Source organism: Herbaspirillum sp. NPDC087042, from assembly GCF_044745245.1.
GTDB lineage: Bacteria > Pseudomonadota > Gammaproteobacteria > Burkholderiales > Burkholderiaceae_D > Herbaspirillum.
Window position 1 is genome coordinate 229,168 of the sequence record NZ_JBIUZW010000003.1, and the last position, 21,412, is coordinate 250,579.

Below are 21,412 nucleotides of genomic sequence, written 5' to 3' on the forward strand. Positions count from 1 at the left end.
ATTTGATTATGCCATAAAGCGACAGGTCTTACCCTCTTGCCGTGTTTTCCACCGCATCGCAACAACAGACAGAAATGCTGCAAAGCAGCAGAAAAAGAGCAAAAGCTGCGGTAGATGTGAAAAATCCGGCATATCCCCGGAATGACGGGGACAGGCCGGATCGCTTGCGTCACTCAAGCAGGCGCCTAGCGCTTCTTGCGGGTCTGCTGATATAGCGGATCGACGCGTTGAGCGTAGTCGCTCAGGTCGGCGATGCGCTCGCTGCTGGAGGGGTGGGTGGACATGAACTTCATCGGTTCCTCGCCACCCAGGCTGGCCATCTTCTGCCACAGCGTCACGGCGGCCTTGGGATCGTAGCCGCCGCGCGCAGCCAGTTCCACGCCGATGCGATCGGCCTCGGTCTCGTTGGCGCGCGAATTGGGCAAGCCCATCACGCCCATGTAAGCGTACTGGGCGCCTTGCTTGCCGAGATCGCCCAGCCCCAGCAGGGCCGCGCCGATCGAGATGGCCGAGTTGGCCACCATCTGCTGCGAGGCGCGCTCACGGGCATGCTCGCGCAGCGCATGAGCGATCTCGTGGCCCATCACGGCGGCCAGTTCATCGTCGGTGATCTTGAGCTTGTCGATCAGGCCGGTATAGACCGCGATCTTGCCACCGGGCATGCACCAGGCATTGGTCTCGTCGGAGGTGAGCACATTGACTTCCCACTTCCAGTTCAGCGCATCGGGGCGAAACACGCCAGTCTGCGGGATCAGGCGATTGGCGATGGCACGCACCCGCTGGGCCTGCGCCGCATTGCGGTTGAGCAGCCCCTTGCCCTTGGCCTCGCCCAGCACCTGGCCGTATTCCTTGCTGGCCGAGGCTTCCATATCGGCCGACGACACCAGCATCTGCTGCTTGCGATCGATCCCCACCATGCCGCCTTGTGTGGTCTGTACCGTCTCGCACGCCACCAGGCCGGCCAGCGCCATGGCCAGCATGCTGTTCTTGATGATTGGTTTGAGCTTCATTCCCGCCTCCATTGAATAATTGATCTTGATATCGGATCCTGCTGCCGGGCGGTCTTGCGCCACCCTGGCGAGCCGTGAGCCGTTCGACCGGGCTCGCGGCCAAATGTTTCATCCAAGAAAAAACCGGCGATCGCTTGCGCGATGGCCGGTTGGTTTCCGGGATCCCGCCGCCAGCCGTTCAGCGCAGCTGCGGGGTATCGACCTTGACGTCGCCGCACTGGGCACGATGGCGCAGGGCATGGTCCATCAGCACCAGCGCCAGCATGGCTTCGGCAATCGGCGTGGCACGGATGCCCACGCAGGGATCGTGCCGGCCGAAGGTTTCCACCGCGATCGGTTGGCCGTTCTTGTCGATGGACGGGCGCGGCGTGCGGATGCTGGAGGTGGGCTTGATGGCGATCGAAGCCGTGATGTCCTGGCCGGTCGAGATGCCGCCCAGGACGCCGCCGGCATTGTTGCCCACGAAGCCTTCCGGGGTCAGTGCATCGCCATGCTCGCTTCCCTTCTGGGCCACCGAGCGGAAACCGGCACCGATCTCCACGCCCTTGACGGCGTTGATGCCCATCAGTGCATAGGCGATCTCGGCATCGAGCTTGTCGTAGAGCGGTTCGCCCAGGCCGACCGGCACGTTCTGCGCCACCACGTCGATGCGTGCGCCGATGGAGTCGCCATCCTTGCGCAGGGCGTCCATGTAGTCTTCCAGGCGCTCGATGATGCCGGCGTTGGCGGCGAAGAAGGGATTGTTGGGCACATGCTCCCAGGATTCGAAGGGAATCGCGATCTCGCCCAGCTGGCTCATGCAACCCTTGAAGGTGGTGCCGTACTTCTCGAACAGCCACTTCTTGGCGATGGCTGCCGCACCCACTACCGGGGCCGTCAGGCGTGCCGAGGAACGGCCGCCGCCGCGCGGATCGCGGATGCCGTACTTGTGCCAGTAGGTGTAGTCGGCGTGGCCGGGACGGAAGGTGTCGAGGATATTGCCGTAGTCCTTGCTGCGCTGGTCCTGGTTGCGGATCAGCAGTGCAATCGGGGTGCCGGTGGTCTTGCCCTCATAGACGCCGGAGAGGATCTCGACGGTATCGGGTTCCTGGCGCTGGGTCACATGACGCGAGGTGCCGGGGCGGCGGCGATCCAGTTCAGGCTGGATATCGGCCTCCGACAGGGTCATGCCCGGAGGGCAGCCATCGATCACGCAGCCGATGGCCGGGCCGTGGGATTCGCCGAAGGTGGTGACGGTGAAGAGCGTGCCGAAGGTATTGCCGGACATGATGGAATTCGCGAGAAAGACGGGAAAATGCGATTTTACCAGTCTCGGACGCCGCCGACGAGCCGTCGGCGGCGTCCGGCGTCTTGCTCCGCCCTACTTCCAGTCGCCGCGCAGCGCGCGCACTTTTTCCTGCAGGAGTTCGGGGCTGACATCGGCGGGCGCGATGGGCTCGCCCACCACCAGTTCCAGCCGCGAGAACAGGCCACGCCTGAAGGTGCGCGCCACCGGATTGCTGGGGTCGCGCGAGAACAGGCTGCCCCACAGGCCGCGCAATGCCAGCGGCAACACCGGCACCGGGCTGCGCTCGATGATCTTCTGCACGCCGCCCTTGAAGGGATTGAGTTCGCCGTCACGCGTGAGCTTGCCCTCGGGGAAGATGCACACCAGCTCGCCCTCGTGCAGCGCCTGGGCGATATCGATGAAGGCTTTCTCGGTCAGCCACGGATCCTCCTTGACCGGCGCGATGGGAATGGCGCGGGCATTGCGGAAGACCCAGGACAGCAGCGGGATCCTGAAGATCTGGTGATCCATCACGAAACGCACCGGACGCGGGCTGGCCGCCATGATGGCGATCGCATCCACGTAACTGACGTGGTTGCACACCAGCACGCCCGCGCCCTGGTCGCGGATGGCCTGGCCATTGACGATGCGGACCCGGTAGAAGGTATGGATCAGCAACCAGGCCAGGAAGCGGATCAGGAATTCCGGCACCAGCGAGAAGATGTACACCGCCACCACGCCATTCATGATGGCCGTGGCCAGGAAGATCTGCGGGATCGTCAGGCCGGCCTTGAGCAACACCATGGCCACCAGCGCCGAGACCACCATGAACAGCGCATTCATGATGTTCATGCCGGCGATGGTGCGCGACACGTGGGCCGGGTCGCAACGGGTCTGGATGAGCGCGAACAGCGGCACGATGTAGAGGCCGCCGAACAGGCCGATGCCCAGGCAATCGGCCAGGATGCGCCAGCTGCCGCCCTGGCCGAGGAAGCCGGCGATATCCTGCATCGTCCCCGGCGTCACGTAGGCCTGGCTGGCGAAGTACAGCTCCAGCCCGAAGACCGACAGGCCGATGGAGCCGAAGGGCACCAGGCCGATTTCCACCTTGTGGCCGGAAAGCCGCTCGCACAGCAGCGAGCCGACGCCGATGCCGACCGAGAACACCGCCAGCAGCAGCACGAAGACGCTGTGGTCGCCATGCAGGTAGTTCTTCGCATAGACAGGGAACTGCGCCAGCATGATGGCGCCATAGAACCAGAACCAGGAATTGCCCAGCAGCGACAGGAACACCGGCCGGTTGCGACGCGAGAAACCGAGGTTGCGCACGGTCTCGGTGAAGGGGTTCCAGTTGACCTTGAGTTCCGGCGCCGGGGCCGGCGAATGCGGAATGGCCAGGCTGGCCAGCCAGCCCAGCACGGCGATGCCCAGCGTCACGCCGGCCACCAGCTGCAGGCCCCAGGGCTTGTGTACCACCAGCACCGCGCCCAGGATCTCGCCCAGCAGGATGCCCACGAAGGTCCCCATCTCGATCAGGCCATTGCCGCCGATGAGCTCGTCGCGGCGCAGCTGCTGCGGCAGATAGGCATACTTGACCGGGCCGAACAGCGTCGAATGGATGCCCATGCCGATCACCGCCGCCACCAGCAGCCACAGGTGATGGGTCATCCAGCCATAGGCGGCGATGCCCATGATGGCGATTTCCAGCAACTTGACGAAGCGCGCCACGCGGCCCTTTTCCAGCTTGTCGGCCAACTGGCCCGAGGTCGCCGAGAACAGGAAGAAAGGCAGGATGAACAGACCAGGGATGAGGTTGTTGAGCAGCCCCGTTTCCATGCTGGTCCAGGACAGCGCGTCATAGGTGAGAATGGTCAGCAGGGCCGTCTTGAAGACGTTGTCGTTGAGCGCCCCCAGGAACTGGGTCCAGAAGAAGGGAGCGAAACGCCGTTGGGAGAAGAGCGTGAACTGGCTGTTCTTTTGCATGGGCAAATCAGGTCAATGGAAGGTAAGCCGCAGGGTACGCAATTTGGCGCCGGGCAACAATAGGGTCGACGGGCAACAAAAAACCGTTCCGGCGGGAACGGTTCTCTGGGAAGCTGGCCGGGTACCGCCTGCCATGGCGGAACAGTACCCGGATCACATCGTGCGGATTCAGCTGTTGCCTTCGCGCTCTTCCACCTCGGCCGGCCAGTCGCGGATGTAGGCCTTGAGCATCTTGTTCTCGAAGCCCTGCGCATCCAGCACCGCCTTGGCCACGTCGTAGAAGGACATCACGCCCAGCACGGTGCGCGCTTCCATCACCGGCACGTAGCGTGCGTGCTTTTCCAGCATGATGCGACGCACTTCGTTGAGATCGGTATCGGGCGTCACGGTGATGGGCGCGTCGTTCATGTGCTTGCGCACCGTCGAGCCGCCCAGCGCGCCGCCGTTCTTGTGCAGCGTCAGCAGCACTTCGCGGAAGGTCAGCATGCCGACCAGGTCGCCATATTCCATGACCACCAGCGAACCGATGTCTTTCTCGGCCATCGCAGTCACCGCCTCCTGAATCGGGGTTTCCGGCGTGACGGTGAAAAGAATGTTGCCTTTGACCTTGAGGATTTCAGAGACTTTCATGATGTCATCCTAAATTTGTATGAAGCTGTTTTGACTGTAGGCGATGATGCCGGGAAAATCCAATTCACGGGGGCAACAGCATAGCCGATTAACGATGAGCTTGCTGACGCCGGCCTGCAAGCACATGGTACGGGCAAGCATGCGGTTTCGGCAACCGCCAAACACGCTGCTTTGCACTATTTCCGGCGATCATCGCACACCTTCATATTCCATCACTTCACGATATGACGAGATGAACATTGAAGTTGGCCGCAGCGCTGACTAAGCTGAAAGGATCAGGACTTCCCGGAGGCACCGCCATGTCCGCTACCCTGCCCCATCGCCGCTACGCCAGCTTCAGCGATTTCTACCCAGCCTACCTGAGCGAACATTCGCATCGGGCCAACCGGCAGCTGCATTTCCTGGGATCCACGCTGGCTCTGCTGAGCCTGTTGCTGCTGCTGGTCACCCACCAGTGGTGGTGGATTGCGGTGGCCGTGTTCTGCGGCTACGGCTTCGCCTGGGTCGGACATTTCATGGTGGAAAGGAACCAGCCAGCCACCTTCCGCCACCCGCTCTACTCCTTCATGGGGGACTGGGTGATGTACTGGCAGATGCTGACCGGACAGGTCTCCTTCTAGGGACAGGCTCGCCTGCGGCCGCTCAGCGCTCCCACATGCGGCGGCGCTGCTCCAGCGGCACCGCGCCGTAGGGCAGGTCAGCCAGCGCTGCCTCGGCTTCCTGGCGGACCGGTTCGCGTACGCGGCAATAGTCTTCCAGCGACTGCGCCAGCATCGTATTGACCGCCTCGTCCACGCGCGTGACCAGCACATCCTCCTCGCCGGCCTGGGCCAGCACCGCCGGATCGAAGACGAACAAGCGATAGAGCTGCGCCAGCCGGATCGTGGCGGGGTTGGCCACCAGCGTCCAGCGGTCCATGTCATCGGTAATGCGGCGGTTCCAGCCGGCGCGACGCGACGTGTCGGGCTTGACCGAAGCCACCCAGCCGGTCTCGCCCATGCGGGCCAGCAGTTGCTGCAGCTCGCCCAGCCCCAGCTTGGTGGCGCGCCGCATCTCTTCCATGCTGACCACGGCCGATTCGTCGCCGGCACGGGCAGCGTGCAGGCACTTGAGCACCTTCACGGCATCGATGAATTCGGCCCCGGGCGAGGCCACGTGCCACCAGCGCTCGTAGCGCACCACCGGCAAGGCCGCCGCCAGCAGCGCGCCGAACAGGGTGATCATCCACATCATGTAGATCCACACCAGGAAGATCGGCAGCACCGCCACCGTGCCATAGACCATGGTGTAGGTGGGGAACTTGAGGATGTAGACGGCAAAGAGGCGCTTGGCGATTTCCAGCCCGATGCCGGCCAGCACCCCGCCGGCCAGCGCGTCACGCCAGTCCACGGTCTGGTTGGGCACGGTGCTGTAGAGCAGCGTGTAGGCCAGGGTCGAGAACATCAGCGAGACCAGGGTGTAGAAGCTCTCGCCCAGCCAGGGCAGGCTCCTGACCGCCCCGCCGGTGGCGGTGGACAGATAGGAAGTCACGCTGATGGACACCCCGATCAGCAGCGGCCCCAGGGTGATGATGGCCCAGTACACCAGCACCCGCTGCACCAGCGGACGGGACTTCTTGACGCGCCAGATCTGGTTGAACACGCTCTCGATGGTGGACATGGTCAGCACCGAGGTCAGGATCAGCAACACCCCGCCCACGGCCGAGATGCGCGCCGACTTGGCGGCGAACTGGTTCAGGTAGCCCAGGATGGTGTTGGCCACGCCCTTGGGCATGAGGTTCTCGACGAAATAGGCTTCCAGCGAGGCACGGAAGGTCGAGAACAGCGGAAAGGCCGTAAACAGCGCCAGCGCGATGGTCAGCATCGGCACCAGCGAAAGGATGGTGGTGAAGGTCAGGCTGCCGGCCACTTGCGGCAGGCGGTCCTCGCGCAGACGCCGGCCGGCGAAGCGCAGGAGATCGCTACACTGTTCACGGGTCAGGCCACGCATACGGGAAAAGGAAAAACGCAAAGGGGACATCGCTTCGACTTCGATTGCACACAGCGCAGGAAGACTGCTCCCGGCCGGCCAAGGTTCCAGCCGCCCCGGCATTTATCCGCGAGCGACAACTTTCCCGATTATCGCCCAAGCTGGCGACAAAAAGCCGCAAATCCGCGTGTGAATCCGTAAGTTTCGGATTCTTTCAATACATTGCGAAGGAAAAGACCATTGCCTGGCTCTTTTTCCTCATGTCGCCGAGGAAAAAAACGGAAATATAATGCCAGTATGACGACCACTTCTCCCGCCTCCCCCAACGCCACCATCCTGGTGCTGTATTACTCGCGCCATGGCGCCACCCGCAAGCTGGCCGAGCTGATCGCCCAGGGCGTGGAAAGCGTGCCCGGCTGCGACGCACGCCTGCGCACGGTGCCAGCGGTGTCGACCGTGACCGAAGCGGTAGAGCCGGACGTGCCGGCCTCCGGCGCCCCCTACGTGGAAGCCGCCGACCTGCAGGAATGCGACGGCCTGGCGCTGGGCTCGCCCACCCGTTTCGGCAACATGGCCGCGGCCATGAAATACTTCTGGGATGGCACCGCGCCGCAGTGGCTCTCCGGTGCATTGACGGGCAAGCCGGCCTGCGTGTTCACCTCCACCGGCAGCCTGCACGGCGGCCAGGAGTCCACGCTGCTGACCATGATGATCCCATTGCTGCACCACGGCATGCTGCTCTTGGGCCTGCCCTATTCGCATCCCGAACTGATGAATACCCACAGCGGCGGCACGCCCTACGGCGCCAGCCACTGGGCGGGCGTCAACGGCAACCAGCCGCTGTCGGACGACTCGCGGACCCTGGCCATCGCGCTGGGCAAAAGGCTGGCAGAGACCGCCATCAAACTACGGAGACCATCATGAACAGCAGTGCGCGCTATTTCCACCTGGGAGCCTGTTCCAGCCTGATCGCCCTGATCCTGCTTTGCCTGGCGTGGGAACTGGCGCTGGCGCCCTTGCGCCCGGGTGGTTCGTGGATGGTACTGAAGGTGCTGCCGCTGCTGCTGCCCTTGCGCGGCGTACTGAAACGCGATGTCTACACGCTGCAGTGGTCGTCCATGCTGATCCTGGTCTACCTGGCCGAGGGCCTGGTACGCGCCACCAGCGACGCCGTCCATACGTCGGTGCTGCTGGCCTGGGGCGAAGTGGCGCTGACCTGCGTGTACTTCCTGTGCGCCCTGCTCTACCTGCACCCGTTCAAGAAGGCCGCCAAGGAAATCGCCCGCCAGGCGATCCAGAAGGCGTCCCAGTAAGCGCTCCGCTCCCGGTTTCGCGCCATGCGCCCGCCTGGGCGCGTGGCATTGCCTGCCTCCTCCCTCATGCCCATGACCGAATTCCTGCAAGCCTGCCGCGCCGCCATCGGCGCCGCCCATGTCCTCACCGACACCGCTGACACCGCCGGCTACCTGACCGACCAGCGCGGCCGCTATACCGGCCGCGCCGTGGCCGTGCTGCGCCCGGCCGATACCGCCGAGGTGGCCGCCGTGGTGGCGCTGTGCGCGCAATACCAGGTACCTCTGGTGCCACAGGGCGGCAATACCGGCCTGGTGCTGGGCAGCGTGCCCGACCAGCAGGGCAATGCCGCCGTGCTGTCACTGCGCCGGTTGAATCGCATCCGCGCCGTCGATACGGTCAACAACACCATGACAGTGGAAGCCGGCTGCATCCTGCAACACATCCAGGAACAGGCCGCCAGCGCCGACCGGCTGTTCCCGCTGTCACTGGCGGCCGAGGGCAGTTGCACCATCGGCGGCAACCTCTCCACCAATGCCGGCGGCACCGGCGTGCTGCGCTACGGCAATACCCGCGAGCTTTGCCTGGGCCTGGAAGTGGTCACCGCCCAGGGCGATGTCATGAGCAGTCTCAAGGGCTTGCGCAAGGACAATACCGGTTACGACCTGCGTGACCTGTTCATCGGCGCCGAAGGCACCCTGGGCGTGATCACGGCCGCCGTGCTCAAGCTCTTCCCGCAGCCGCGCGCACAGGTCACCGCGCTGGTGGCACTGGATACCCCGGCGCAGGCGCTGCAGCTGCTGCAACAGGCCCAGCAACAATGCGGGCCGGCCCTGACCGGTTTCGAGCTGATGTCCGATATCTGCCTGCGGCTGGTCTGCAAGCACTTCCCCGACCAGCGCCTGCCGTTTGCCCAGCACCATCCGCAATACGTCCTGCTGGAGCTGTCGGACAGCGAATCGGAAGACCACGCCCGCGCCCTCTTCGAAAGCCTGATCGGCGCGGCACTGGAACAATCGCTGGTCAACGATGCCGTCATCGCCGCGTCGCTGGCGCAGTCGCGTGCCCTGTGGGAATTGCGCGAGAACATTTCCATGGCGCAGGCGCACGAAGGCAAGAACATCAAGCACGATATCTCGGTGCCGATCTCGCGCATCGCCGACTTCATCAGCGCCACCGATGCCCTGCTGCAAGCGGCCTCGCCGGGCTGCCGCATGGTCACCTTCGGCCACCTGGGCGATGGCAACCTGCACTACAACGTGTCGCCGCCGGAGGGCGTGGCCGATACCGACTTCATCGGCCAGCAGGCGGCCATCAACCTGGTGGTGCATGACAGCGTGGACCGCTTCGGCGGCTCGATCTCGGCCGAGCATGGCCTGGGAGCCCTGAAACGCGAGGAAATCACGCGCTACAAGTCCCCGGTGGAATTGCAGATGATGCGCGCCATCAAGCTGGCGCTGGATCCGCAACAATTGATGAATCCGGGCAAGGTGCTCTGAGCCGCCGGCCTGACCGACGACAACAAAAAGGGACGGATGCCATACCGGCCATCCGTCCCAACCTCCCCCTCAGGAGTCTGGCGCTATCGTCCCTTGCGGGGCCGATAGCCTATGACTTCATCTTTGCACCAAGTGCGAGGGGGCGATCCGGTGAATAAGCGGCCTTGGCAGTGCCAATTTGAGGGATACCCCTGGCCAGGCCCGCCGCGATGAGATTCAGGCGGCGCTCTTGTGCTGCGCGCGCACGGCCTGCAGGAACAGCTCCGGCGTCATCGGCCGGCCCAGCAGGAAGCCCTGCAGGGCGTCGCAACCCACCGAGGTCAGGAAGTGCTGCTGCTTCTCGGTTTCCACGCCCTCGGCCACGATGCGCAGGTTGAGGGTACGCCCCAGGGCCACGATGGCCGAGACGATGGCGGCATCTTCCGAGCCATCGGTAAGGTCGCGCACGAAACCGCGGTCGATCTTGAGCTCGTTGGCGGGCAGGCGCTTGAGGTAGAGCAGGCTGGAGTAGCCGGTACCGAAGTCGTCGATGGAAATCTCCACCCCCATGTCGGCAATCTGCTGCAGGGTCTGCAGGCTGGCGTGGGTATCGTGCATGGCGGTCGACTCGGTCACTTCCAGGGTCAGGCATTGCGGCGGCAGCTGGTGACGCTCCAGTGTCGAACGTATCGTGTTCAGCAGATGCGGATCGGCGAATTGCAGTGCCGACAGGTTCACCGACATCTTCCAGTCGGTATGTCCCAGATTGAGCCATTCGCGCATCTGGCGACAGGCCTCGTCCAGCACCCAGGCGCCGATTGGAATGATCAGGCCGGAGCGCTCGGCCAGACCGATGAATTCGTCCGGGCCGACCACGCCGCGCACCGGATGCTGCCAGCGCAGCAGCGCTTCGGCGCCCAGCACCGGACCATCCGGCAGGCTGAACTTGGGCTGGTAGACCAGGCGGAACTGCCCGCGCTCCAGTGCCACGCGCAAGTCCTGCAACCATTGCAGCTGGTTGTGGGCGTTGGCGTTCATGGAGGGTTCGAAGAAGTTGTAGCCATTGCGACCGCTGCGCTTGGTGTGATACATCGCCGCATCGGCATTGATCACCAGGTCGTGGCGGGTGCTGCCGTCTTCCGGATAGATGGCGATGCCCACGCTGGCCGAGACGCGCAACTCATGATCATCGACCATGAAGGGCAGATTGACCACCTCCACCACCTTCTCGGCCACGGCCATGGCGTCCTCCGCCTTGCACAGCTCCACCAGGATGACGAACTCGTCGCCGCCCAGGCGCGCCACGGTATCGTGGGCCCGCATGGCGTTGCTGAGGCGACGTCCGACCTCCATCAACAGGCGATCGCCGATATGGTGGCCCAGGGTATCGTTGATGGCCTTGAAGCCATCCAGGTCCATGAACATCAGGGCGAAATGTCCGCTGCTGCGCGCGGCCTTGTTGATGGCCTGGCTCAGGCGGTCTTCCAGCAGGGTGCGGTTGGGCAGCTTGGTGAGCTGGTCATGCAGCACCATCTGCGTCAGTTCCTCGTTGGCTTCGGCCAGCGAACGGGCCAGCTTGGCCGTGCGCGACTCCAGGCGGGCATCCAGCACCGAGGTCAGCAAGGCGATGGTCAGCACCGCCAGCGTCACCACGATGATCAGCACCGCCAGCCAACCCGGCCCGACACCCTCGTTGGCGGCCATGCAGATGGCCCCCTCGCGGAAATTGGCGGCGGCCATGCCGGTGTAGTGCATGCCGACGATGGCCACGCCCATCACCACCGAGGCACCGGCGCGGGCGGCCTTGACGTGGGGGGTGTTCTTGCGCAGGCTGAACGCGATCCACAGGGCCGCCGCCGAGGCCGCGATGGCGATGGCCACCGACGCCAGGAACAGCAGCGGATCGTAATCGATCCCCGGTCGCATGCGCATGGCCGCCATGCCGGTATAGTGCATCCCGGCGATGCCGATCCCCATGAGCACGGCGCTGCCCAGCAGGCGCCGCAGGGGCAGGTCGGGCTGGCTGACGATCCACAGCGCATAGCCCGACACGGCCACGGCGATGATCAGCGACAGGCCGGTGATCCAGGCGTCATAACCCAGTGCGATGGGCAGCCGGAACGCCAGCATGCCGATGAAGTGCATGGCCCAGATCCCCACGCCCATGGCCACGGCGCCCCCTGCCAGCCACAGGCGGGCGGCAGTCGAATGCTGGCTGCTGGTGGTGTTGATGCGCTCGGCCATGTCCAGCGCCGTGTAGGAGGCGAGGATGGCGACCAGCAGCGAGACGACGACCAGGGCAGTGTCGTAGGTTGCACTTAACATGACATTCGCAGATGCGTAGGAAGACCTCGGTTATTCAAAATGTGAGCCAGCGGATCGGCCCCGGCCGAACCCGCTTGCCATACCCGGCATGGAATCGGACTACAAACCGAGCTTATGGGGCGCCACATTCTGCCACAATCAGGAAATACCTGTTATCAGACAGACATGCCATCTGTTGCGTCCATGGTTTCGCCTGCGAGGACGGCAACTTTATCGGCCCGGACCGATCTGTTGGTGCAAGCACAGGACCAAGTCCTCACCCGGATCGGGACTCTGGCGCGGCATGCGCCGCCATGTGCAAGAACGAACAACAATCACGGACCAGGATGCCATGCCCAGCTTACTCCAACACCACCCTTGCCAGCGCGAATTTTTGTTCACTCCCCACCTGCCGCGCCTGTTTGCACTGTGCGCCATCGGCCTGTTGCTGCTGGCCTGCATGCCGGCCCACGCCGGCATTTCCCTGCTGCAGCCACCCAAGCGCGTGGATGCCAGCAAACCGCTGGAATTGACCCTGCTGGTCAGCCAGGACGAGGGGCCATCCCATACCTATGGGTTGCCGCGCAACCTGCTGGTGGCCGTCTCGGCCGACATGATCCCGCCCCGGCAACTGGCCTTGCAGCGGGTGGATGGCGACGACCAGCTCACCCTCGAACCGGGACAGTTCCGCAAGATTCGCTATCGCGGCAACTTGCCTGAGCGCCTGCGCGGCACGGTGCGTATCGAACCCATCGGCATCGATGCCTCCCCGGTCCTGGTGGCGGTGGTGCGCCCCGATCCATCCCTGGGCCCGTTGCCCGCCCCCTCCGGGCTGATCGATACGCCCCTGGCCGATTCATCCAGCCAGGTGGCTCCGGTAGCCCCCTCGGCCACGGTGCTCACGCCCGGCACCGATGCCTCGCCGCTGGAGAGTGCGCCGGCGGCGGAGGATATCCTGTCCAACAATCGTCGCCTGTCCTTCAACGAACCCATGTATTTCACGGTGGGCAATGGCGGCGGCCAGACCAATGCGCGCTTCCAGCTCAGTTTCAAGTTCCGCCTGTTCGTGCCGGAAGACCCGCGCTCGCGTAGCGTGCTGGACAATCTCTACTTCGGCTACACCCAGTTCTCGCTGTGGGACCTGTCGGCGCCGTCGGCGCCCTTCCGCGATACCAGCTATCGCCCCAGCCTCTACTACTACCTGCCCGACCTGGGTGTGCAAAATCGCCTGTTCAGCAGGATAGGCATCGCCACCGGCCTGGAGCATGAATCGAATGGCCGCGATGGTCCGCAGTCGCGCAGCATCAATACCTATTTCATCCAGCCCACGATGAACGTCGGCAACCTCAACGACTATCACCTGACGGTCGCGCCCAAGCTCTACACCTATCTCGGCCCCACCAGCGACAATCCGGATATCGCCGACTATCGCGGCCACCTGGATCTGAAACTGGCCTATGGCAAGCCTGACGGCGCGGAAGTGGCGGCCTTGCTGCGCAAGGGCAAGCTGGGTGGCAAGGGGAGCGTCGAGACCCGGCTCTCCTATCCGCTGTCGCGCCTGCTGCCCGGCACCGCCGGCTACCTGATGATGAGCTACTTCTACGGCTACGGTGAAAGCCTGCTGACCTACAACCAGAAGGACCCGGCGCAATTGCGCATCGGCTACGCCTTGTGGCGGTGATCCCGCGCACTCGCCCTGCCAAACAAAAACGGGGATGCCTGGCATCCCCGTTTTGCATCGTGCACTACCGCACTAACGCGCCCGCATCAGGCCACCGGCGTGCGCAGCGTCACGAACTCCTCGGCCGAGGTCGGATGGATGCCGATGGTGGCATCGAACTGAGCCTTGGTCGCGCCACACTGCAACGCCACGGCAAAGCCCTGGATCACCTCGCCGGCATCGCTGCCGACCATGTGTACACCCAGCACGCGATCGGTCCTGCCATCGACCACCAGCTTCATGAAGGTGCGACCGGTATTGCGCGAGAGCGTGTTCTTGAGCGGCTTGAAATCGGTCTTGAAGATCTTGACCTCGCCCACTTCCTTGCGCGCCTCTTCCTCGCTCAAGCCCACTGTGCCGATATTGGGATGGCTGAACACGGCCGTGGGGATATTGGCATAGGACATGCTGCGCTCGCCCCGTCCGAACAGGCGCGCCACCACCACCATCGCCTCGGCCAGCGCCACCGGCGTCAGTGCCACGCGGTCGATCACGTCGCCCACGGCCAGGATGGACGGCACGCTGCTCTCGAAATCGCCATTGACCTGGACCGCGCCGTTCTTTTCCAGCACGACACCGGCCTGCTCCAGTCCCAGACCAGTAGTGTTGGGGGTACGGCCGGTGGCAAAGAGGACGCACTCGGCCGGCAAGACCTCGCCATTGGTCAGGCGCACGCTCTTGACGCTGTCTTCCGACGCCTGTGCCGCTTCAATGGACTCGATGCTGGCGTTGAAGACCAGCCGGATACCCTGCTTGGCCATCTCGTCAGCCAGATGCACACCGAGGTCGGCATCCATGTTGCGCAACAGCCGCTCGCGCCGGTAGACCAGGGTCACCTCGCTGCCCAGGCCATTGAGGATGGAGGCCAGCTCCACCGCGATATACCCGCCGCCCAGCACCACGGCGCGCTTGGGCAAGGCCTTGAGGTGGAAGAAATCGTCGGAGGTGATGCCCAGCTCGCGACCGGGGACATCAGGCTTCTCGGGCCGGCCGCCGGTCGCCACCAGGATGTGGCGGGCGGTGAAGCGCTGGCCGTCGACGTTGACGGTATGGGCATCCTCCACCGTGGCAAAGCCGCGATGCAGGCTGACATTGGCGCCATCGAGCAGGCGCTGGTAGATGTCGTTCAGGTGCGCGATCTCGCGGTCCTTGTTGGCGATCAGCGTGCTCCAGTCGAAGCTGGGCTTGCCATTGAGGGTCCAGCCGTAACCGGCGGAATCGGCAAAGTCCTCGTGGAAATGTGCGCTGTAGGACATCAGCTTCTTGGGAATGCAACCCACATTGACGCAGGTCCCGCCCAGGTCGCCCTTCTCGGCCAGGCCTACGCGGGCGCCCGTCTGTCCGGCGAAGCGCGCCGCGCGCACGCCACCGGAACCACCGCCGATGGTGAAGAGATCGTAATCGTATTGGCTCATTGTTTCTCCATTTGCATTGCGCGTGACTATGGGGAGGTTGGGGACTACCGCATCCTGTCTTTATGCGGGCGGGACGCCACTTTGCAAGTCCCGGCCACGCTTGCCATCCAGCGCCCGCATGACCAGCAGCACCGGCGCTAAGCCCACCAGCACGATGGACAGCGCCGGCAAGGCCGCCTCGCCCAGCCGCTCATCGCGCGCCAGGTTATGTGCGATCACGGCCAGCGTGTCGGTATCGAAGGGGCGCAGTAGCAGGGTCGCCGGCAATTCCTTGACCACATCGACGAACACCATCAACGCCGCCACCGCCAGCGAACGCCACAGCAGCGGCATGTGGATGCGCCAGGCAATCGCTGCCGGCCTGCTGCCCAGGGTGCACGCGGCTTCATCGAGACTGGCCGGAATGCGGGTATAGCCGGACTCCACCGACTGCACCGCAACCGCCGTGAAGCGTACCAGATACGCATAGATCACGCCCAGCGAGCTGGCCGTGAGCAGCACACCCAGGCCCGCCCCCGGCCACAGCGATTGCAGCCAGGCCACCGGCAACAGGATGCCCACCGCGATCACCGAGCCGGGGATGGCATAGCCCATCCCGGCCAGGCGCGCGGTCAGGCGCAGCAACGCCCCCTGCAGACGCGGCAGGCGGGCGCTGCGCAAGGCCAGGCACAAGGCCAGCGCCAGTGCGATGGCCGCCAATGCGGCCATGCCACCGAAGCGGAAACTGTTCCACACCCAGCCAACATAACGGCCCAGGTCGAAAGCGGCAGCTTGCACGCCCTCGAAGCCGCTCGGCGCGCTGCGGCCCAGTTCACCCCACCACAGCTGTAACAGGATCGCCACCGGCAACAGGAAGCCCAGCAAGACCGGCAAACCACACACCAGCCAGGCCACCAGCGTCTGGCCACGCGAGAGCACTGGCAGGCGCGCCTGCGCGCCGTCATCGCTGCGCCCGCCGCGACTGGCGGCAAAGCGCATGCGGCCCTGCTCGCGGCGCTCCAGCCAGAGCAACACCGCCACGAAGAGCAATAATGCCGAGGCATACTGGGCTGCCGCCAGCCGGTCATCGAGCACCACCCAGGCCTTGTAGATGCCGGTGGTGAAGGTGGTCAGCCCGAAGTAGGCCGACACGCCATAGTCGGCCAGCGTCTCCATCAGTGCCAGCGCCGCCCCCGCCGCCAGGGCCGGACGCGCCAGCGGCAGGGCCACCCGCACGATACGCCCGGACAACGGCTCACCCAGCATGCGGGCCGCTTCCATCAGGTGCGTACCGCGCTCGCTGAGGGCATTGCGGGCCAGCAGATAGGCATAGGGATAGAGCGTGAGCACGAACATGCAGACCGCGCCCGGCAAACCCCGCACATCGAAGCGCAGGCCGGGAAACCAGCCGCGCAGCGTAGCCTGCACCCAGCCGGCGTATTGCAGGAAATCGGTATAGGCATAGGCCGACACATAGGCCGGCATCGCCATGGGTAGCAGCAAGGCCCAGGACAGCCAGCGCTTGCCGCGGAACGTGAACAGGCTCACCGTCACCGCCGTGGCGCCACCCACCACCACCACGCCCAGCGTCACCATCAGCGCCAGCCAGCCCGAGGTGGCCAGGTAACCGGGCAGCACGGTGTGCATCTGCTCGCGCAGGCTGGCGATGCCGGCCGCATCCAGGCCCAGCCAGGCGCCCAGGATACCCAGCAGGGGCAAGGCAATCAGGACAGCGAACAAACCAATGATGTGCATAGAAGAAGTCAGCAGAAGCAGCCAAAAGAAGGGGGATACGAACACATGCGCTACACTGCGCGAATGCGAATTGTAACCATTTCATCGAGCCTGCCCATGTTTCTGGAAGTCGAGCACGTCAGCATCCGCTATCCCCGTACCAGTGTCCCCGCCGTGGACGGGGTGTCGTTTGGCCTGCAGGCAGGCCAGCTTGGGGCGCTGATCGGCCCTTCCGGCAGCGGCAAGACCAGCCTGCTGCGCGCCGTGGCCGGGCTGGAGTCGCCGCAATCGGGGCAGATCAGGCTGGATGGACAAATGCTGGATGGCCGGGGGGCGAGAGTGCCGGCCGAGGCACGTCGCATCGGCATGGTGTTCCAGGATTTTGCGCTGTTCCCGCATCTGGACGTGGCGGCCAACATCGGCTTCGGCCTGCGCGCCTTGGCACGCGCGCAACGCGACCAGGTCGTGGCCGACATGCTGGACCTGGTCGGCCTGCCGGACGCCGCGCGCAAGTATCCGCACCAGCTGTCGGGCGGCCAGCAGCAGCGCATCGCCCTGGCGCGCGCACTGGCGCCGCAACCGCGCCTGTTGCTGCTGGACGAACCGTTTTCCAGCCTGGACGTGGAATTGCGCGAACGACTGGCCCACGATGTACGGGACATCCTCAAGCGCACCGGCACCACGGCGCTGATGGTCACCCACGACCAGATGGAAGCCTTCGCCGTAGCCGACGTGGTAGGCGTGATGCGGCAAGGCCGGCTGGAACAATGGGATAGCCCCACCGTCCTCTACCATCGCCCCGCCACCCACTTCACGGCGGACTTCATCGGCCATGGCGTGCTGCTGCAGGGGGAGGTGCAAGCCAGCGCCGACGCTGCATCGCAAGGGGAAATCGAGGTCAGGACCGCCGCCGGGCTCTTGCGCGGGCTGTCGCCGCAGAGCGGACGGGATGCCGGTGTGGCAGAGGTCGACGTACTGCTACGGGCCGATGACGTGACGCACGACGACGCCTCGCCCTTGCGTGCCCGTGTGGTACGCAAGTCGTTCCGGGGCGCACAATTCCTCTACACCCTGGCACTGGAGAACGGCCAGCAGCTGCTGTCGCTGTTGCCCTCGCAGCACGATCATGCGGTAGGCGAATGGATAGGAATCAGGCTAGAGCCGACGCATCTGGTGACGTTTCCGAGCATGGAATTGTCGTTGGCGGCGGCACCGTCCGTAACGGCAGCGACGGCGGCAACAACTCCGGTGACACCAGCCAGGGCCTGCTGATCCACGCCAGCCACCCGCCCCAGCGCATCCACCACCAGCCAGTCAAGGGCACGCCGCATCAGGCACGCGCCTTGGAGAGCACCAGCAGCCAGCGGCGGAACATCAGCACTTCGAGATGGCCGGGTTCGATGCCGGCGCTGCACTCGATGACCGGGTTGACCCGGTAGCGGCGCACATAGGTGTCGCGGCAGATGAAGATTTCGCGACGGCCCAGGCGAATGGACAGCGAAGACGGGCTGGAAGAAGCAACAGCGAAGCGAGCGTCGGAAGCAAGATCAAAATGTGTCATGGCAGCGATTCCTCTTCTTGTCGATAGGAGGCTTCACTTTAGCACAAACACTGTATGAATAAACAGTATTTTTTATACAGTGATTTGACTGCCATGGCGAGGATACAACAGCCCTCGCCACCCGTCCGCCCGCGTCAGCTCCGGCGTCGCATTCAGGCCACACCCTGCGCCAGGCGGGCGCGCACGAAGCCGATGTGCTCGCGCAACACATAGAACTGGTCGGCAAAGGCCAGCGGCATCTTCATGCGGTTCACGGCGGCTTCGATGTCATCGAGACGCCGCAGGATCTCCAGCTGGTCCTCCGGAGAGTCCCGGGTCAGGCCGCGCTCCAGCGCGATCAGTTCGCCATACCAGCGGTAGATGCGCGAGCGGATGCGCCAGCCATAGAGCATCGGCACCAGGCGGATCCCGGGGATGAGCAGCAGGATCACCGGCAGTACGATCACCACCGCACGGTCCACCAGGCTGGCCATCCAGAATGGCAGGGTACGGTAGAAGAAGGTCTTGCCGGACTTGTAGTAGCGGGCCGCGTCATCACTGATCGGATATTCGTGCTCCAGCGGCGCCGGGAACTCGCCAGCCTTCTGCATCACATTGGCCTTGCCATGCACCTCGCGGGCGGCGGCAATGAGCAGGTCCGAGAGCGCCGGGTGGAGGTCATCCCGCGCCACCAGCTCGGCCGTGGGCGCAATGAGCTGGGTATCGCGGGAGGGCAGGTTGCGCGCCAGGTCGAACACGCCCATGGGCATCTTCAGGGTATTGAGATAACGGAAGCGCCGCACATAGGCCTCCGACTGCGAGAAATCGAGCAGGCGGATGCCGGGGGCGCGCAGCAGCTTGCCCATGGTCGCCACCGAGACCGAATCGCCCATCAGGAAAGCCGCATCGATCTTGCCGCTGGTGAGTGCCTGGGCGGCTTCATCGCCACCGATATTGAGCAGCTGGGTGCTGGCGCCGGTTTCCACGCCATTGGCTTTGAGGAGCGTGGCCGCCAGCACGCTGGAACCACTGCCCTCGCCACCGATGGCGATGCGCTTGCCGGCCAGCTCCGAAAGTTGGCGCAGGGGCGGCACCGGCTTGCCATCCTCGCGCGGCGGCGGCGTGCGGTAGTAGACCGACACCGGCACATAGGAAATACTGCCCAGCGACACCAGCGACGACAGCGCCTCCGCACTGACCGAGCCGGCCAGGCCACCCTGCACGAAGCCGACATCCACGTCCTGGTCGCTATCGGCCAGGCGCTTGAGGTTGTCCAGCGAGCCGCCGGTCTCGACGATGTTGAGCTTGATGCCGTCACGCGCCAGGATGGTGCGATAGCGCTCGGCCACACGCCAGAAATTGCTGTCCTTGGGCCCGGCGGCAATGGTGATGGAAGAGGGCGGCGCCGGCCGGATCAGCCAGATCACCAGCCAGGCCCCCACCAGGATCAGCAACAGGATGGGACCCAGGCTCAGCGCCAGGTCACGCCAGGAAATAGCCACGAAGCGGGCGCGGATCTTGACGGCCGATGGCTTGTAGGCGGAGAGTTTCTTGTCTTTGAGCATGCGCTATTCTAGAACTCATTTCAGCAAACGGCGCGAAATGCATTGCCGTCCGGCGCGCTCTGCCCTCCCCGCCCATCGGTCCAGAAGCTCAATAGGTCTTGTAGGGCAGGAATTTCCCCGACAGCACCACATTGACGCGGTCGCCATTGGGATCGGCCTGGCGCTGGATATCCATCTTGAAATCGATGGCGCTCATGATGCCGTCGCCGAATTCCTCGTGGATCAGCTCCTTGATGGTGCTGCCATAGACGCTGACGATCTCGTACCAGCGGTAGATCAGCGGATCGGTGGGCACCGCCGTGGGCAGCGAGCCCTTGTAGGGGACGATCTGCAGCCACAGGGTTTCCTCGTCGGTGAGCCCGAACATCTCCTGGGTGAGTGCAGCCTGCCTGGCCGTGAGGGTCATCTGGCCCAGCATGGCTGCGGTGGTCCACTCCTTGCTCTGGCCGATACGTTCGGCGATGTCGGCCCAGCTCATCTGTTGCCTGACCTTGGCGGCGATGATCTTCTGGGTGACCTGGTTGCGATCCATATGTGCTCTCCTCGACTCCGTTGATGGGAATAATCATCGGGAGGGCGCCATACGTGCCTGCGCCTGCTCCCGCCGGAGATGGAGCAAGCGCTGTGCCAGAGCCAAGAGTACCGGGGGATCAGGGCATGTACTGCCCGCCGTTGACCTCGATGATCTGCCCGGTCACGTAACCCGACATCTGCTCGGAGGCCAGGTAGAGGAAGGCGCCGCTGCATTCGTCCGGCTCGCCGATGCGTCCCATGGGGATGGTCTTGCGGAAGGCTTCGAGCTGCTCCGGCGTGGTGAAGCGCTCCTGGAAGGGCGTCATGATGACGCCCGGCGCCACCGCATTGACGCGGATCTTGTCGGCCAGCAATTCCTTGGCCATGCCGCGCGTGATGGTGCTGACGAAGCCCTTGGACGCCGCATAGATCAGCGCACCCGGCCCGCCGCCATGGCGTGCTGCCACCGACGTCACATTGATGATGTTGCCGCCACCCTGGCCCCGCATGACCGGGATCACCGCGCGGGTGAAGGCCACCACCGAACGGGCATTGATGTTGATGATGTCATCGAAGAGCTCATCGCTGACCTGTTCCAGCGGCGCGCGCTTGACCAGGCTGCCGGCATTGTTGATGAGCACGTCGATACGCCCCAGCTGTTCGACCGCGCTGGCGACGGCGCGGTTGATGGCCGCGCTGTCGCGCACATCGGCGCCGATGGTGATGGCCTTGCTGCCGGTAATGCGCACATCGGCCGCGACCAGTTCGGCCTCCTTGGCCGAGCTGTTGTAGTGCACCACCACGTGGGCGCTCCGGGCGCCGAAGGCACGCGCGGCGGCCGCGCCGATACCGGTGCTCGCACCGCTGATGAAGACGACTTTTCCTGCCAGATCCAGCATGCTGTTCTCCTGTCGATGAAAGGGTTGATCATTCATGCTCCGGCTTGGCTAGGGGCGGCCCTGCGCGCCCGACCGGTATCGCGTCTTGTGAGGATGGGGCGCCGCACGCCAGAT

The 21,412-nt window shown here is 64.5% G+C and carries 18 protein-coding genes; 6 read left to right on the plus strand and 12 right to left on the minus strand.

Features of this window, described 5'->3' with window-relative positions; genetic code table 11:
- Positions 1-185: 185 nt before the first annotated feature.
- The 4 genes from ACIPHN_RS06725 to ACIPHN_RS06740 form a co-directional block, all read right to left on the minus strand.
- Complete coding sequence (locus ACIPHN_RS06725) at positions 186-1,010, minus strand: M48 family metallopeptidase (protein WP_400434496.1); 825 nt, start codon at positions 1,008-1,010, stop codon at positions 186-188.
- Between the two features lie 178 nt (positions 1,011-1,188).
- Positions 1,189-2,277 (minus strand): chorismate synthase, encoded by a 1,089-nt coding sequence (aroC, locus tag ACIPHN_RS06730; protein ID WP_400434498.1) that lies wholly within the window; start codon positions 2,275-2,277, stop codon positions 1,189-1,191.
- 93 nt (positions 2,278-2,370) lie between these two features.
- Positions 2,371-4,260, minus strand: a complete 1,890-nt coding sequence (locus tag ACIPHN_RS06735; RefSeq protein ID WP_400434500.1) for an MFS transporter — start codon at positions 4,258-4,260, stop codon at positions 2,371-2,373.
- A gap of 168 nt (positions 4,261-4,428) precedes the next feature.
- Positions 4,429-4,890: a CBS domain-containing protein gene (locus ACIPHN_RS06740; RefSeq protein ID WP_400434502.1), complete on the minus strand. Its 462-nt coding sequence runs from the start codon at positions 4,888-4,890 to the stop codon at positions 4,429-4,431.
- A 299-nt stretch (positions 4,891-5,189) separates the two neighbouring features.
- On the opposite strand from ACIPHN_RS06740, the gene ACIPHN_RS06745 reads away from it, so the two are divergent.
- A complete protein-coding gene (locus tag ACIPHN_RS06745) occupies positions 5,190-5,510 on the plus strand; it encodes an Mpo1-like protein (RefSeq protein WP_400434504.1) in 321 nt (106 codons plus the stop codon).
- A gap of 22 nt (positions 5,511-5,532) precedes the next feature.
- Here ACIPHN_RS06745 and ACIPHN_RS06750 read toward each other — a convergent pair whose 3' ends face one another.
- Positions 5,533-6,909 carry a YihY family inner membrane protein gene (locus ACIPHN_RS06750; RefSeq protein ID WP_400434506.1) on the minus strand — a complete coding sequence of 459 codons (1,377 nt, stop codon included), beginning with the start codon at positions 6,907-6,909 and terminating at the stop codon, positions 5,533-5,535.
- A gap of 246 nt (positions 6,910-7,155) precedes the next feature.
- On the opposite strand from ACIPHN_RS06750, the gene wrbA reads away from it, so the two are divergent.
- The 3 genes from wrbA to ACIPHN_RS06765 all read left to right on the plus strand — a co-directional run bounded on the left by wrbA (position 7,156) and on the right by ACIPHN_RS06765 (position 9,650).
- Entirely contained in the window at positions 7,156-7,782 is a 627-nt protein-coding gene (gene wrbA / locus ACIPHN_RS06755) for an NAD(P)H:quinone oxidoreductase (RefSeq protein ID WP_400434508.1), read from the plus strand.
- The gene (locus ACIPHN_RS06760; protein WP_400434510.1) at positions 7,779-8,171 is read left to right on the plus strand and encodes a DUF2069 domain-containing protein; all 393 of its coding nucleotides are present in this window, start codon (positions 7,779-7,781) and stop codon (positions 8,169-8,171) included. The genes wrbA and ACIPHN_RS06760 overlap by 4 nt, the downstream gene beginning before the upstream one ends.
- 72 nt (positions 8,172-8,243) lie before the next feature.
- On the plus strand, positions 8,244-9,650 hold the full coding sequence (locus ACIPHN_RS06765; protein ID WP_400434675.1) for an FAD-binding oxidoreductase: 1,407 nt from the start codon (positions 8,244-8,246) through the stop codon (positions 9,648-9,650).
- Between the two features lie 216 nt (positions 9,651-9,866).
- On the opposite strand, the gene ACIPHN_RS06770 is transcribed toward ACIPHN_RS06765, so the two are convergent.
- Positions 9,867-11,954: a putative bifunctional diguanylate cyclase/phosphodiesterase gene (locus tag ACIPHN_RS06770; protein ID WP_400434512.1), complete on the minus strand. Its 2,088-nt coding sequence runs from the start codon at positions 11,952-11,954 to the stop codon at positions 9,867-9,869.
- A 331-nt stretch (positions 11,955-12,285) separates the two neighbouring features.
- Here ACIPHN_RS06770 and ACIPHN_RS06775 point away from each other — a divergent pair, with 331 nt between their 5' ends.
- A complete protein-coding gene (locus tag ACIPHN_RS06775; RefSeq protein ID WP_400434514.1) occupies positions 12,286-13,614 on the plus strand; it encodes a phospholipase A in 1,329 nt (442 codons plus the stop codon).
- Between the two features lie 86 nt (positions 13,615-13,700).
- Here ACIPHN_RS06775 and gorA read toward each other — a convergent pair whose 3' ends face one another.
- Positions 13,701-15,068 (minus strand): glutathione-disulfide reductase, encoded by a 1,368-nt coding sequence (gene gorA, locus ACIPHN_RS06780; protein ID WP_400434516.1) that lies wholly within the window; start codon positions 15,066-15,068, stop codon positions 13,701-13,703.
- Between the two features lie 60 nt (positions 15,069-15,128).
- Positions 15,129-16,802, minus strand: a complete 1,674-nt coding sequence (locus ACIPHN_RS06785; protein WP_400434518.1) for an ABC transporter permease — start codon at positions 16,800-16,802, stop codon at positions 15,129-15,131.
- Between the two features lie 96 nt (positions 16,803-16,898).
- Here ACIPHN_RS06785 and ACIPHN_RS06790 point away from each other — a divergent pair, with 96 nt between their 5' ends.
- Complete coding sequence (locus ACIPHN_RS06790) at positions 16,899-18,053, plus strand: ABC transporter ATP-binding protein (protein ID WP_400434520.1); 1,155 nt, start codon at positions 16,899-16,901, stop codon at positions 18,051-18,053.
- Positions 18,054-18,111: 58 nt separating this feature from the next.
- Here ACIPHN_RS06790 and ACIPHN_RS06795 read toward each other — a convergent pair whose 3' ends face one another.
- The 4 genes from ACIPHN_RS06795 to ACIPHN_RS06810 form a co-directional block, all read right to left on the minus strand.
- Positions 18,112-18,342: a hypothetical protein gene (locus ACIPHN_RS06795; RefSeq protein ID WP_400434522.1), complete on the minus strand. Its 231-nt coding sequence runs from the start codon at positions 18,340-18,342 to the stop codon at positions 18,112-18,114.
- A 152-nt stretch (positions 18,343-18,494) separates the two neighbouring features.
- A complete protein-coding gene (locus ACIPHN_RS06800) occupies positions 18,495-19,886 on the minus strand; it encodes a TAXI family TRAP transporter solute-binding subunit (protein ID WP_400434524.1) in 1,392 nt (463 codons plus the stop codon).
- Between the two features lie 88 nt (positions 19,887-19,974).
- Positions 19,975-20,418: a cyanase gene (cynS, locus tag ACIPHN_RS06805; RefSeq protein WP_400434526.1), complete on the minus strand. Its 444-nt coding sequence runs from the start codon at positions 20,416-20,418 to the stop codon at positions 19,975-19,977.
- Positions 20,419-20,536: 118 nt separating this feature from the next.
- Positions 20,537-21,298, minus strand: coding sequence for an SDR family NAD(P)-dependent oxidoreductase (locus ACIPHN_RS06810; RefSeq protein ID WP_400434528.1), 762 nt, complete (start codon positions 21,296-21,298; stop codon positions 20,537-20,539).
- Positions 21,299-21,412: the final 114 nt, after the last annotated feature.